Annotated in this window: 20 protein-coding genes; 14 read left to right on the top strand and 6 right to left on the bottom strand. The window is 51.8% G+C overall.

Translation table 11 applies throughout. The features are described from left to right. The first annotated feature begins 93 nt into the window (after positions 1 to 93). Together MKQ70_RS02895 and MKQ70_RS02900 are read left to right on the top strand one after the other, a co-directional pair. The gene (locus MKQ70_RS02895; RefSeq protein ID WP_248067729.1) at positions 94 to 501 is read left to right on the top strand and encodes a GNAT family N-acetyltransferase; all 408 of its coding nucleotides are present in this window, start codon (positions 94 to 96) and stop codon (positions 499 to 501) included. Positions 502 to 540: 39 nt separating this feature from the next. Next, positions 541 to 1,287: a transporter gene (locus tag MKQ70_RS02900; protein ID WP_248067732.1), complete on the top strand. Its 747-nt coding sequence runs from the start codon at positions 541 to 543 to the stop codon at positions 1,285 to 1,287. Here the strand turns inward: MKQ70_RS02900 and MKQ70_RS02905 are convergent, their stop codons facing one another. After that, positions 1,288 to 1,482 carry a hypothetical protein gene (locus tag MKQ70_RS02905; protein WP_248067734.1) on the bottom strand — a complete coding sequence of 65 codons (195 nt, stop codon included), beginning with the start codon at positions 1,480 to 1,482 and terminating at the stop codon, positions 1,288 to 1,290. 97 nt (positions 1,483 to 1,579) lie between these two features. On the opposite strand from MKQ70_RS02905, the gene MKQ70_RS02910 reads away from it, so the two are divergent. Further along, entirely contained in the window at positions 1,580 to 2,011 is a 432-nt protein-coding gene (locus MKQ70_RS02910) for a hypothetical protein (RefSeq protein WP_248067736.1), read from the top strand. Positions 2,012 to 2,099: 88 nt separating this feature from the next. On the opposite strand, the gene MKQ70_RS02915 is transcribed toward MKQ70_RS02910, so the two are convergent. The 5 genes from MKQ70_RS02915 to MKQ70_RS02935 form a co-directional block, all read right to left on the bottom strand. Continuing rightward, positions 2,100 to 2,285 carry a DUF3606 domain-containing protein gene (locus MKQ70_RS02915; RefSeq protein WP_248067738.1) on the bottom strand — a complete coding sequence of 62 codons (186 nt, stop codon included), beginning with the start codon at positions 2,283 to 2,285 and terminating at the stop codon, positions 2,100 to 2,102. Positions 2,286 to 2,327: 42 nt separating this feature from the next. Then, entirely contained in the window at positions 2,328 to 3,071 is a 744-nt protein-coding gene (locus tag MKQ70_RS02920) for an SDR family oxidoreductase (protein ID WP_248067752.1), read from the bottom strand. Beyond that, positions 3,068 to 3,970 carry a ketopantoate reductase family protein gene (locus MKQ70_RS02925; protein ID WP_248067755.1) on the bottom strand — a complete coding sequence of 301 codons (903 nt, stop codon included), beginning with the start codon at positions 3,968 to 3,970 and terminating at the stop codon, positions 3,068 to 3,070. The genes MKQ70_RS02920 and MKQ70_RS02925 overlap by 4 nt, the downstream gene beginning before the upstream one ends. A 91-nt stretch (positions 3,971 to 4,061) precedes the next feature. Continuing rightward, positions 4,062 to 4,403 (bottom strand): hypothetical protein, encoded by a 342-nt coding sequence (locus tag MKQ70_RS02930; RefSeq protein WP_248067758.1) that lies wholly within the window; start codon positions 4,401 to 4,403, stop codon positions 4,062 to 4,064. Next, positions 4,388 to 4,678, bottom strand: coding sequence for a flavodoxin family protein (locus MKQ70_RS02935; protein ID WP_248067761.1), 291 nt, complete (start codon positions 4,676 to 4,678; stop codon positions 4,388 to 4,390). Before MKQ70_RS02935 ends, MKQ70_RS02930 begins: the two co-directional genes overlap by 16 nt. A 123-nt stretch (positions 4,679 to 4,801) precedes the next feature. Here MKQ70_RS02935 and MKQ70_RS02940 point away from each other — a divergent pair, with 123 nt between their 5' ends. From MKQ70_RS02940 to MKQ70_RS02990, 11 genes are all read left to right on the top strand, one after another. Then, a complete protein-coding gene (locus MKQ70_RS02940) occupies positions 4,802 to 5,203 on the top strand; it encodes an RNA polymerase sigma factor (RefSeq protein ID WP_248067763.1) in 402 nt (133 codons plus the stop codon). Then, positions 5,098 to 5,418, top strand: coding sequence for an RNA polymerase sigma factor (locus tag MKQ70_RS02945; RefSeq protein WP_248067766.1), 321 nt, complete (start codon positions 5,098 to 5,100; stop codon positions 5,416 to 5,418). The genes MKQ70_RS02940 and MKQ70_RS02945 overlap by 106 nt, the downstream gene beginning before the upstream one ends. Positions 5,419 to 5,487: 69 nt before the next feature. Then, complete coding sequence (locus MKQ70_RS02950) at positions 5,488 to 6,621, top strand: FecR family protein (protein ID WP_248067769.1); 1,134 nt, start codon at positions 5,488 to 5,490, stop codon at positions 6,619 to 6,621. Between the two features lie 213 nt (positions 6,622 to 6,834). Further along, positions 6,835 to 6,993 carry a hypothetical protein gene (locus MKQ70_RS02955; protein WP_248067771.1) on the top strand — a complete coding sequence of 53 codons (159 nt, stop codon included), beginning with the start codon at positions 6,835 to 6,837 and terminating at the stop codon, positions 6,991 to 6,993. After that, entirely contained in the window at positions 6,983 to 7,429 is a 447-nt protein-coding gene (locus MKQ70_RS40930) for a carboxypeptidase-like regulatory domain-containing protein (RefSeq protein ID WP_248067774.1), read from the top strand. The genes MKQ70_RS02955 and MKQ70_RS40930 overlap by 11 nt, the downstream gene beginning before the upstream one ends. Then, positions 7,365 to 7,838: a TonB-dependent receptor plug domain-containing protein gene (locus MKQ70_RS02965; protein WP_248080976.1), complete on the top strand. Its 474-nt coding sequence runs from the start codon at positions 7,365 to 7,367 to the stop codon at positions 7,836 to 7,838. Before MKQ70_RS40930 ends, MKQ70_RS02965 begins: the two co-directional genes overlap by 65 nt. Positions 7,839 to 7,864: 26 nt before the next feature. Then, complete coding sequence (locus tag MKQ70_RS02970) at positions 7,865 to 8,746, top strand: hypothetical protein (RefSeq protein ID WP_248067776.1); 882 nt, start codon at positions 7,865 to 7,867, stop codon at positions 8,744 to 8,746. Then, positions 8,655 to 10,289 carry a TonB-dependent receptor domain-containing protein gene (locus MKQ70_RS02975; protein WP_248067779.1) on the top strand — a complete coding sequence of 545 codons (1,635 nt, stop codon included), beginning with the start codon at positions 8,655 to 8,657 and terminating at the stop codon, positions 10,287 to 10,289. The genes MKQ70_RS02970 and MKQ70_RS02975 overlap by 92 nt, the downstream gene beginning before the upstream one ends. Positions 10,290 to 10,396: 107 nt before the next feature. Continuing rightward, a complete protein-coding gene (locus tag MKQ70_RS02980; protein ID WP_282457062.1) occupies positions 10,397 to 10,993 on the top strand; it encodes a RagB/SusD family nutrient uptake outer membrane protein in 597 nt (198 codons plus the stop codon). Then, complete coding sequence (locus MKQ70_RS40935; RefSeq protein ID WP_248067785.1) at positions 10,945 to 11,850, top strand: RagB/SusD family nutrient uptake outer membrane protein; 906 nt, start codon at positions 10,945 to 10,947, stop codon at positions 11,848 to 11,850. Before MKQ70_RS02980 ends, MKQ70_RS40935 begins: the two co-directional genes overlap by 49 nt. A gap of 50 nt (positions 11,851 to 11,900) precedes the next feature. Beyond that, entirely contained in the window at positions 11,901 to 12,935 is a 1,035-nt protein-coding gene (locus tag MKQ70_RS02990) for a TlpA disulfide reductase family protein (RefSeq protein WP_248067788.1), read from the top strand. Positions 12,936 to 13,031 lie beyond the last annotated feature (96 nt).

Here is a 13,031-nt window from a genome sequence, read left to right on the forward strand (position 1 = left end):
CACCAAAGCAAATGTGCGGGACGTAGCCACTATTCAATTAATAGGGAGGGGCACTTTTTTGAAACCTTCGCACAACACAATACCGCTGAAGATATGCAAAAATACCTCGATGAAAGCTTCAGTGAAGCCAAAGTACAGGCCGAACTGGTAAACCCCCAATCGTTTTTCTTTATCGCCTGGGAAGATAATAATCCCGTTGGTTACCTAAAACTGAATGTAGGCGGCGCGCAAACCGAACCACAAAATACCTCCGCCATGGAAATCGAACGCATTTATGTACAGGCTGCCTGGCATGGTAAAAAGGTAGGGCAACTCCTGTACGACAAAGCACTCGCCACTGCGCAGGAGCAGGGTAAAGCCTATCTCTGGTTAGGGGTGTGGGAGGAGAATGTACGGGCGATCCGCTTTTATGAAAAGAACGGGTTTGTGGCGTTTGATAAGCATATTTTCAGGATTGGTCAGGACGAGCAGACGGATATTATGATGAAGAAAATGTTATAAGTACAGTACAGTTGGTATGCATTTCGTAGTGGTTTTTATATGAAACACCTGAGAAACGCCTTTCTGCTGATCGCCTGCCTGCCCCTGGCAGTATACGCTCAAAGTGATAAAATCAACACAGACCAGCCGGATCAATCTACCGGTGCATCCGTTATTCATCCACGGAGTTTCCAACTGGAAACCTCTTTTTATGTGAATCATTTCCCGGGCGAAGGTACAGCCGCCGTTTCTTCCAACCTGCTCCGATACGGTTTGTTTAAACCGCTGGAGGTGAGGGTAGTGGCGGAACAGGGGTATCACCGGGACCTGTACATAACGGAATCGGCCCACGGTTCCACGCCGCTGGCTATCGGGGCTAAGTGGTCGGTCCTGGAAGAAGACGAAACGCGGCCGGCCGTATCTGTGATGGCCCAGTTACAGCTGCCTTTCACCAATGGAGATCAGCTGCATTTATGGTCACCGGCGTTCACGTTCATTGCTGAAAAACAGTTGAACGACTTCACCCTCACCGTAAATGCTGGACCTAAGCAGGCAGCCTACGAGCGGGTGTGGGATTTTCAATCTACCGCGGACGTGAAATATGAAATCACCAAAGCCGTGTCTGTATTTGGGGAGTACTTTGGACAGTTTGAAGCACACCAGGAGCCGCATCACAATATTGACGGCGGATTGTTGTACACGCCGGGAAGCCGCCTGCAATTACATATAAGCGGCGGAAGCAGCGTTCAGCATCATCCTTCCAATTACTTTGTTACCACCGGACTGGCTTATCATTTTGGTAAATGATTAGGATACCTGACGGATGTTCCTTTCCTGCAGCCAGCTGTGGAAGCCAGCTACATCGCTGGGATAAAAGCGGCGGATTTCGCGGTTGTGTAAACAGAGTACGAACAGGTCGGTGCCGGCCCAATGATAGGCCGAAATAGCATCGCATGAGCAGGGGAGTTCTTCAAAGTAGGTTTCGTTATATGTAGATTGCATGGTCAGTTTAGATTTTTGTGCCGTAATTATTATCAAATTCTGTTCCCATTGGCTGGAACAGGTTTTGCACCGATTAAACGGACTAATTTTTTGACCCATGAAAATCTCCAAAAGCATCCTGGAAGGCGCCGCGGGAACGACCGCAATGACCATATTCAGTCAGTATTTATCAGATAAAAAGCACAAGAATTATAGTGAGCCGGACCTGCTGGCTAAGTTTGTACATCGTTCCTTTCCTGCGCTGGGCGACCGGCAGGCGCGACTGGCAGGCTGGGCATTGCATTATGGCATCGGTGCCGCCATGATGGTTGCTTTCCGGGCCGTGGCAAAACGTGGAGGTATTGCCAAACCACTCGTGTATGGCGTCATCGGCGGCCTGGTGGGTGTGGCGGTGTGGCAACAGTTGTTCCGCAAGTCTTCCGCACCACCGCGTACAGATCTAGCAGGGTTCCTGACACAACTGGTGCCGGCACATGTCATTTTCAGTTTACCATTGTTGTTCGATCGATCCGATCGTGAACAGCAATAAGGTAGCGAAGGTCTTGCCCCCGCCGGTATGCGCATGACGACGCGGATCATGTGGGGACATGTTCCTGCTTTTCGCCAGTGATCGCTCTTTACCGGCTTTTCTCCAGGTGAGCAATGATGTCCGCCCTGATGGGTCCTGCTTCCTGGATCGCCAGTTTAATTTCCTCGTGACTTTTCCGCGGATACTGCTGATGCAGGTATTCCACTTCAGAAGGGTCGTTAAGGTCTACCCTGATATCGTCCTGTTTGCCGGTGTTTTCTTTGTTGTCTGACATAACTTGTTTTTCGTAGAGAAGCACAAGCATTGTACCGGTTTGTTATCTTCCTCCCGCTAAATCTATGATGGCACCTGCGGCATAGGAAGATTTTTCGGAAGCGAGCCATAAGATCGCCTCGGCTACCTCTGCCGCAGTTCCGCCTCTTTGCATGGGGATGCTGTTTTTCAGGCGGTCGATCCGTCCGGGTTCGCCGCCATCTGCATGAATGTCGGTATCAATAAATCCCGGCCGTACACCATTTACACGAATACCTTCGGCGGCTACTTCTTTGGCCAGACCAATGGTAAAGGCGTCGATCGCTCCTTTGGACGCCGCGTAATCTACATATTCGCCAGGCGAGCCGGTCCTGGCTGCTACAGACGAAACGTTTACGATGGTGCCGCCCTGTCCGCCCGACCGAAGCGACATTCTTTTTACGGCCTCCCTTGCGCAGAGCAGCGGTCCGATCACGTTGGCGGTCAAAATCCTTTGCATCCGGGCGGCAGTCATCTGTTCCAGCCGCATCTGTGTTTCCAGGATGCCGGCATTGTTCACGAAGGATGTAAGTACGCCGGGCAATTGTGCGGCCGCATCAAACAGGCGGGCTATTTCTTCTTCACTGGATGCATCTGCCTGTACGGCTATCGCGTTGCCGCCACCGGCGATGATCGTAGATACGATGTCGTCCGCCGCCGCCCGGCGATGGCGGTAATTCACAACGACAGCAAACCCATTTTGGGCGGCCAGTAATGCGGTGGCGGCGCCAATACCGCGACTGGCGCCTGTAATGATCATGGTTTTCATAAACGTGTAAGGGTAGATTTTAATTTAGTAAGTGCTCCCAGCAAGTTCGTGACCACTACCGGGTGAGTGGCCATGCGGGCTATTGCGAGATTGAGGGTATCGATCTCCGTTTCACGGTGTGCGCGAATGTCCTGCAGGGTGGAGATGAGTTGCCCGTCTGATAAACGGCTGATCTGTAACAGGCTTTGTTCCACACTGTGCGCATCCAGCTCTATTCCCTGGAGGGCGGCCACGGAAAGGCATTCTGCGATGACCGTTCTCGCAATGTCCAGGGCTGCCTCGTTCCGGTGAAAAATGCCGTTATCCGTTTCGAGTAACGGACAAACAGAATTAAACACACTATTGATTATGGCCTTTTTCCAGATGATGGGCTGAATGTTTTGCTCGGTTACAAACCGGAAGTGGGGCGTGGTCAGCGCGGCCACGATGCGGTCGCGCTCCTGCGGCAAGCCCGTGATCGTCCCCACCGGGCAATCCGCGACCGGTCTAAAACGAACGGTGTGCGTGTTTTCGGACTGGCTGGTCACAAATAATACACAGCGATAGATCGCATTAAATTCCTGGTCGATGAAAGGTTGCTCCACCCCAAGACCATTTTGCAACAGTACGATCGGGGAGCTGCCGCACTTTGCGCGCAACGAATGGGACAGTCGTGCGTTTCCGAATGACTTGTTGGTAAGCACCACGATGCCATCCAGGGTCGAAAAGGCGGAAAGCGTCTGCATCTCTACCGGCGCCTCAATGATGGATTCGTCCGGCAGCAGTACACGAATGGACATTTGTTCGGCTACGCCGTTATCTACGCTGCCCCGTATCAATGTTACGCTGCGCCCTTCAGTGTGCAGCACCACGGCGAGAGCTTTACCGATGGCGCCGGCGCCAATAATGTAAATATGCATCGTTATAAGCCGCGGTTAGCGCGACAAATAAAGTTCAGCAAAAAGTAATTGCGATAACAGAGGCAGTTTTGAAAAAAATGACCATATCAGATTACAGGAAGCGCGGGGTTTGCATGTCCAGTATACCCGTTGCCGGCCAGGGTCCATCGCTTATTTTCAGGGCGACGTGCGGCCAGGCAACCCAGGCGCTGCTGTTCATCGACGCGGCCGTTACTAAGTTCTTCAATACAATGACCAGGTCGTCTATGCGCCATACATCTTCGTTAGGATTATCCACTACCTCCCGGGACGCGTTAATGGCTTCCTGTGCAACCCGCGACAATACCAGCGAGGAGCAGGGAGGACTCCAGCAGCCCAACCCGGAAAATGCGGCATGTATCCTTGCTGCTACTTCAATACCGCCCACAGCGTCCATCGTTACCGCGCAGGCCACCGGTTTACCAAAAAGGCGGGCGAGTTTTCGAAGGCAGTGGCTACTTCCGGGAACCGCTGCAGCGGAGAGCCCCAGTTATTCCAATACACACCTGTTACAATAAGAAACGCATCATGCGCCAGCAACAGCTCATATACCGCTTTGATAGTGGCGGGAGGCGCGGTGAGGTCGAGCAGGGAAGCGCCGGGTAATTGTTGCAATGCGGCATTGGCCAGTGCGCCGGAATTGCCGGCGGCACCGCGAATAGCGCCATTGATGATGAGTACTTTTTTCATTTCGATAAGCCTGGTTGGATGTAAATGTAATATATGCGAACACAAACATTATTAAATTCCGTCGAAACGCCGTAACTTACTTGCATCATCCATCCGCCCTTTTTTATCAACCAACTAAAGAGCATGAACGGGAATTTGCACACGCAGGAATATTGGCGCCAGCTCCGGGACGGAAATACGGATGCTTTGTCCGCACTTTACCAGCTGCATTACGTAGGCCTCATTAATTATGGTGTGAAACTCGCTGGCGACCGCGACCTTGCCAACGACTGTTTTACCGCGGTACTGCTGGAGTTATGGGAAAAACGGCATAAGCTGCCGGAAGTGACCAACGTGCGTTCTTATCTTATTACCTGTCTGCATCGCCGCATGCTGCACGAAATCGAATCCGGTAAAGGCGTACCCACAGCCATCTGCAGGTGGCCGGCGGGCAGGAACGGGAGTGGTCGCACGAGGAATATCTATCTGCTATTGAGGGCAATGATGAGCTTACAGAAGCTTTTGCCCGGGCATTCCGCCAGCTGACACAGCGCCAGCAACAATTGCTGCGCATGAAGTTTTTCGATAACCTGGATTACGACCATATCGCACAAACCTGCGGCATCACGAAACGAACGGCCTATAATATTATACACGATGCACTCAAACAGCTGAAACAGGAATTAAAAGGACATGAGCAGTCAACCGGACTGCCCATCGAAACCCTGCTATCGCTCTCCCTGCTACTCATTTTCCAGTAGCGAAAAAAAAGTTTAACATTTTCATAGTAAATCGGGGAACTTCTGTCCTCTATATTATAAACGGGGAAAATGAACTACCTGCGGCACAAGGCGGAAGACACGGTGATGGACGAGTCCTTCCAGCAATACTGCACCGGCACAAATCCGGCGGCAGTAAGGTTTTGGGAGCAATGGCTGCAGGAACACCCGGATAAACAGGAACTGGTGCGGGTGGCCCGTGCCCTGTATCTGCGCCTCAACGGCGGTCTCGATGCAGACACCTTTACCCAACACCACCAGCAATTTGCGGCCGCATTGGCGGAAAACGGTATTAAACCGGGCATGCAATTGCCTACCGGTATTATTCGCCGGGCGAACGGGTGGAAGTGGTATGCCATAGCCGTAGCGGCTATGTTGAGCGGATTGCTTATTATGATGTGGTTTATGCAACCTGAAATGCCGGGACAGCAGACGCTCGTGGCAAAAGACAAGCGGCCGGTGTATGTAAGCCAGCCCGGTGAACGTAAATCGTTCCAGTTGCCGGACGGTACCAAAGTTGTACTCAATGCCGGTAGTACCCTGTGGCTGGAAGACAGCTTCTACAACGGCAAACGTACGCTCACACTGGAAGGCGAGGCCTACTTCGACGTGGCGCAGGATGCTTCTGCACCCTTTATCCTGCACACGCCGGAAATGAAAATTACAGTGCTGGGAACCGCTTTCAACGTGAAAGCCTATAAAGATGATGAAACGAACGAAACCTCGCTGGTAAAAGGACGTGTAAGGGTAGACCTGCGCGCCGGGCAGCAGGTATATCTTAAACCGGAGGAAAAAGTTACGGTCAGTTTAAAACACCATACGACACAAGAAATACAAACAATATCAACCAGGAAAGAACCGAAAGCCAAAGTCTATTATTCTATCGACTCTCTCACTCACATTCCACATGACAGCGCAACTGTTGAATTATCATGGGTAGACAACCGGCTGATTTTTGCCGATGAATCACTAGGGGAAATTGCCCGCAAACTGGAACGCTGGTACGGCGTAAAAATTCAGTTCGATGCCGAAGAGCTTCGACAGTACCGCTTTACAGCGCACTTCAACAAAGAAACCCTGCAAAGGGTGCTGGAGGTGCTGCGGTTTTCCAGGGAATTTGATTTCCGATTCGAAAATGCCCACACAGTGGTGTTAAGCCAGCAAAAGATGGAAGAAAAGGAATAGTGACGTATTCCCGACGGACATCGACATATAAATGAAAGAGGGAATGGTGACACATTCCCCCTTAGTTAAAGTTTGGAAACAGGAATCCTGTTGACGCGGTAACCTGTTCCCTATTAGTTCACTTTAAACCTGTACGAAAGTATGCAAAAAAACCAACTTCCGGGCAGGGGAGAGGGCTGCTTGTCCCGGCTCCCCGTCAAAGTACTTATGTTTATGAAACTGACCGTCATGCTTACGTTACTGGCCTGCCTGCACGTAAGCGCAGCCACCTACTCGCAGGATGTCAAAGTCTCGCTCAAGTTGAACAGTGCCTCTGTTCAGCAGTTGTTTAACGCGATCGAAAAAAACGGCCTATCGTTTCGTGTTCAGTAACGACATCATTCCGCGTAACTTCCGGGTAAGCATCGACGTGCAGAATACCGCCGTGTCAGAGGTATTAAGCCATGCACTGGACCGCTCCAACCTCGATTTCCGGCTGCTTGAAAATGATATGATCGTAGTGGCCGACCGTGCTTCCATCCGCCAGTTAATGCGTGTGGAGGGCCGGGTAACAGATGCTGCGGGCGAACCGCTCGAGGGCGTAAGCATCACCATTAAAGGCTCCGCCGGCGGTACCTTCAGTGGCGCAAAGGGCGTGTTTGCACTCAACGTGCCCAATGGCAATGCCGAACTGGTATTCAGTTATGTAGGCCTCGAAACACTCATTGTTCCGCTGAACGGCCGTAAAACCCCTGGACGTGCAGATGAAAGGTGCACGCCAGTTAAGTACGGTAACCGTTGTGAACACGGGTTTTCAACAGTTAAATAAGGAGCGGGCAACAGGTTCCTTCGGTTATATTGATAAAGAACAGCTTGGCCGCCCGACTACCAACATTGCGAGCCGTATTATCGGCACCACGGCCGGCGTACAGGCGAAACTGGATGTAGACGGCAATCCTACCTTCGAAATCCGTGGTAAATCGAGTCTGTATGCTACTGCATCACCATTGGTGGTCGTAGATGGTTTTCCCATCAGCGGCGACTTTAATACCATCAACCCGAATGATGTGGAAAGTGTGACCATTTTGAAAGATGCGGCTGCCGCGTCTATCTGGGGCGCGCGTTCAGCGAACGGCGTGATCGTGGTGACTACTAAAAAAGGGCAGAAGGGTACCCCGCTGCGCGTGGACTTTTCCGCTTTTACCAAAATGGGCGGCAAATTTGACTGGACTATGTAAACCCGCTGGCTTCTTCCGCGCAAACAGTGGATTATGAAACAAGGTCGTTCAATAAATGGAGCGCGCGCACCAATCCCGGTACGATCACCAACGTCGGTATGGCCTGGTCTTCCGCCACCATCGCGTTAAACGAGCACTTCCTGGGTTATATGACCACTGCCGAAAAAGATGCCGTGCTCGCGCAGTTAGCACAGCAAAGCAATAAGGGGCAGATCCGCGACCTGCTGCTGGCCAACCCTAATACCCAGCAATATAACCTTAGCTTATCGGGATCGAACGGGCGCATGTCTAACATGTTATCGTTTTTGTTTGAAGATAACCAGTCGAACTTCAAAGAGACCGGCTACCAGAAATACCTGCTTAACTTTCGCACTACGGCAAACATCGCGCGCTGGCTGGATTTCAACTTCGGCGGCATGATGCACTACAACAAAGCGGAAAACAGCGGCGTAACACTGGGCGACATTCAGGGCCTTTCTCCATATGAAATGTTGAAGAACCCCGATGGTACCCTTACCAATATCCAGCAATACTACACGCCGATCATCACCCGTTTGGTGCCTACTGCGCGCTTTCCGTACAGCGACTGGACGTATAACCCGGTGCAGGAAATTGCCAACCGCGACCTGCGCAGCACACAGCTAAACGCGCGTATTATGGGCGGTCTTACGCTTAAACTGATCAAGGGTTTAACGCTGGACAGCAAATTCCAGTACGAGATTTTCAACACCTTTAACCGCAACCTGTACAACGACAGAACATTCTATGTTCGCAATACCGTAAATGTGGCTACCTCCACGGAACCAGACGACCGGCGTGCTGACGCCGAACCTGCCCAAAGGCGGTATCCTGACGCAGAACAGGAGCAGGGCGCAGGCATACAACCTCCGCAACTCCATCAATTATAATAACATCTTTGCGCGGAAGCATGAAGTGAATTTTATTGCCGGTGCGGAAATCAGCAACCAGGTAACGGAAACTTTCGGCAACCCGATCACTTACGGGTATAATGACGAAACCCTTACCTCCGGTGTGTTTCCAAATGGTCCGGGCGGTACGTTCAAAACCATCCAGAACTGGCTGGGCAGCAACCAGACCTTTGGTTATTCCAACTCCTTCTCGTACGCAACCAACCGCTATTTCTCTTCTTTCGCGAACCTGGCATATACCTATAACGGCAAGTATACCGCTTCGGGCAGCTTCCGTACCGATGCATCAAACATCATCGCGGATGATCCGAAGTATCGCTATTCCCCGTTCTGGTCGGCCGGTTTGGCCTGGCAGCTGCACCGCGAGGATTTCCTGCGGGCGGCTACCTATGTTAACCGCCTGAACCTGCGTGCAACGTATGGTTATAATGGAAACGAAGACCGTTCAACCTCCTTTATGCCGCTGATCGCGGTGGGGGCTACGCCTAACGTGTATACCAACGACTATACGGCTACGATATCCAGCTACGGTAACCCCACCCTGCGTTGGGAAAAAACTGCTACCTGGAACCTTGGTGTGGATTACAGCCTGTTTGGCAACCAGCTCTTTGGTAAAGTGGACATCTACAGTAAATATGGCCGTGACCAGATCGCGCAGCTGACCATCCCGGCGGCGAACGGCACCACTTCGCAGAAACTGAACAATGCGGAAATCAGCAACCGTGGTATTGAACTGGAAATTGGTACGCAGCAAAGCATCACTAAAAGGATCAGCTGGCAGGGTAATGTCAACTTCTCCTTTAACCGCAACCGCGTAGAAAAACTGTTTGTGGCGACTTACGCAGCATCTACCCTGGTAGGTGGCGGTAGTGGCGCTTATGTGCAGGGTGCTAACGCAAACGACCTGTGGCGCTTTAAATATGCCGGCATGCAAAATGGCCAGCCAATGGTAACAGGAGAAAAGGGACAGCTGTATAACTTCGGCGCCTTTACACCCGGCGATGGCCGCAATTACCTGGTAAATATGGGTACTACTGTCGCACCTTACACGCTCGGTTTCATGAATACCTTCAGGGTATATGATTTCGATTTGTCCTTTATTCTGACGGGTAAATTCGGACATGTGTTCCAGCGTAAAGGCTTTAACTATCCGCCTACCTGGACCGGCCGCGTACTGCCGAATGTGAAACTGTCTGAGGTGCTGAACGGCGACCCGCAGAACATTGTGCCGCTGCCGCAGAACGATGTGGAAGATCGCTACTACTTCTGGGACCGTTTCCACCAGTACATGACTTACCTGATCGAGAATGCTTCGCATGTGCGCATGCAGGAGGTGAACCTTACGTACAACCTGAACAAGGCCAATCTCACCCGCCTGCATTTGCAGCATGTGCAGTTGTTTGCGCAGGGAAACAACCTGTTTACCATTTATGCGAACAAAGCAAAAGAAGATCCGGAATACCCACTTGGCACCATGCGTCCGCAGCCAACGGTTACCCTGGGCCTGAAAGTGAGCCTTTAAGATGAATTTGCGATTTTAAAAACAGTACTCATGACGATTTCTTACAAACATATATTCCGTTCTGCCCTGTTGTTTGGTGTGTTAGGCTTTTCCGCCTGTGACAAGTTCTGGAAGAACGGCCGAATAAAACTTCCGCAGTGGAGGCTACGACGGCGGCGCAACTGGAAGCGCTGCTGAACAACACCGCCACTTTTTACACAGAAGCGAATCGCACCGCGATTTACAGCACGGACGATTGCGGCCTTTCCGCTGCGATGTACAAAGCGTCCGCCAGTCCATTTAACATGGCAGCCGTAGAATTTGCCACCTGGGATACCCTGTACCTCCAGGACGATACCCAGGAAACCATGTGGAGCACGGAATACCGCAAGATTTTTAACGCCAACATGGTGTTAAGCCTGGTAGGCTCCGTGTCGGGCACCGACGAACAAAAGGCGATCCTGACCGCGGATGCACATTTTATCCGTGCTTACAGCTACTTCCAGCTGGCCAGTACGTTTTGTCTGCCGTATAACGAATCCACTAAAAACGAACTGGGACTGCCCCTTAAAACCAGCACCAGCTTTGAAGAGTCGCTGAAAAGGGTGCCTTTGCAGGAAGTGTATAAGCAAATAGAGTCCGACCTGGCGGAGGCGTTGAAAATTACAAGCCCCTGGTGCAGGAAGGCCGTCCGCGTCACTGGCGGGCGAATAAGGCCGCGGTAAACGGTTTTGCGGCCAGGTATTACCTCACCCGCAATAACTACGCAGAGGCTCAAAAATACGCGCAACTGGCGCTGGACGAGTACAGCGTATTGGTGGATTATAACACCCAAATGCGTTATGGCCGTACCCAGAGCGTGGTGATCGACCCGGGTAAGCCGGAATCGAAAACCGTGGTGTTGCAGTATCCTTATACGCATGATAACCAGACTGACCTTACGGATATGGTGGGTTGGAAAGAGTTCCTGTACTTCCGCATGCTGAATCATGGCAGCTGGTGGTACATTCCCAGCCAGGCGTTGCTGAACCTGTACGATAAAGACCACGACCTGCGTTACCGCTATCACATCGTGGAAAACTATTCATACGACAGGGGGATGATCAACCCGAGCTTCGACTATCCAGGTTATATCTTCTTCTTTAAAGATCGCCTTCCTTCGGGCCCCACGGTAGCGGAAATGCTGCTCATCAAGGCCGAGGCGCTGGCGCGTACCAACAAACCGGGTGAAGCTATGGCGCCATTGAACCTGCTTCGCGCCAACCGTATGACGCCTGGCGCCTGGGTAACCCTGGTAGCCACTACACAGGACGACGCCATCGCGAAAGTGCTGGAAGAGCGGAGGAGGGAACTGCCGTTTACACAACGCTGGCAGGACATTCGCCGTTACAACAATAATGAGTATGCCCCGGACGACGTATCGCTCACCCGTGATTTTTACCCCTACACAGTAGCGGCGGTGCAAACGAATGAGGCGATCAAAACTTATTCATTGCCTAAAGGATCCCGTCGCTTTGCGCAGCCGATTCCGCGTACGGAAATGGTGGCCAGCAACGGTGTGATCGAGCAAAATAAATATTAACCCGGCCGCGGTGACCGCCACGGTCACCGCGGTTATATACACACCCGTTTATGAAACAATTGATTTGCATCCTGGCGGCGGGACTGCTATGGCAGTCTGCGAACGCTCAATCGTACCGCGTTACCGGCAAACTGGAAGGCCTGAATAATGACAGCGTGTTGCTGATTGTGCGTAAGAGCAACATGGCCTTCGATACCTTACGCACCCGGGCCAGGGCAGGGAAGTTCCGGTTTACAGGAAAAGTGAATGGTGTACAGCAGGCTACTTTGGTGCCGGGCGGCCTCCGTTCCCGCAAGTTCTTCCGTTTTTATGCAGAGCCGGGAAATATTACCCTTGCGGGGCATAGTGATACGATGGACTACATTCGTGCTTACGGCACCCCGAATAATAGGCTGCAAACGGAGGAGCGCATCCGGGAGCGGGAGCAATATGCTATTGTGAAACAGCTGCGCGATGAGGGAAAAACAGCGGCATCCGAAAAATTATACGATGAGATATGGGCCGCGAAACGTGCGATCATCCGCCAGCATCCGAATACCATGGTCAGTGTGATGAACTTTTACGTACTGGCGTCCCGTGTTCCGCTGGATACCGCATTGGCGCTGTATGAAGTACTGTCGCCGGCGATGAAGCAAACAGACTTCGCCAAAGACACCCGGCAGCGGTTGGCAAAGCGCGAAACGGTGCGGGTAGGCAAGCCGGCGCCAACTTTTGAAGCAGTGGATATGGACGGGAAACCGGTAAGTACAGCCGGTCTGAAAGGTAAGTACGTACTGCTCGACTTCTGGGCCAGCTGGTGTGTGCCTTGCCGCGCCGAGAATCCTTACGTGGTGGCAGCTTATCAGCAGTATAAAGATAAAGGCTTTACCGTAGTCAGCGTTTCGCTGGACAATGACGGAAAGAAATGGAGGGACGCGATTGCGAAAGATGGTCTTACCTGGCAACATATTTCGGAACTGAAAGCCCCGGATGAGCCCATCGCCAACCTGTACGGTGTGCAGTCCATACCCGACAACTTCCTAATATCTCCCGAAGGACAAATAGTAGCAGCCCAATTAAGAGGAGAGGAACTTAAAAAAACATAGCAGACATCATAAAATAACCACCATGCAAAAACAATTACGATGCTGGCAGCAGCCTGCATCCTTTCCATGAGCGCGTATGCGCAGGGGCCACGTGCC

Source organism: Chitinophaga sedimenti (genome assembly GCF_023156195.1).
GTDB lineage: Bacteria > Bacteroidota > Bacteroidia > Chitinophagales > Chitinophagaceae > Chitinophaga > Chitinophaga sedimenti.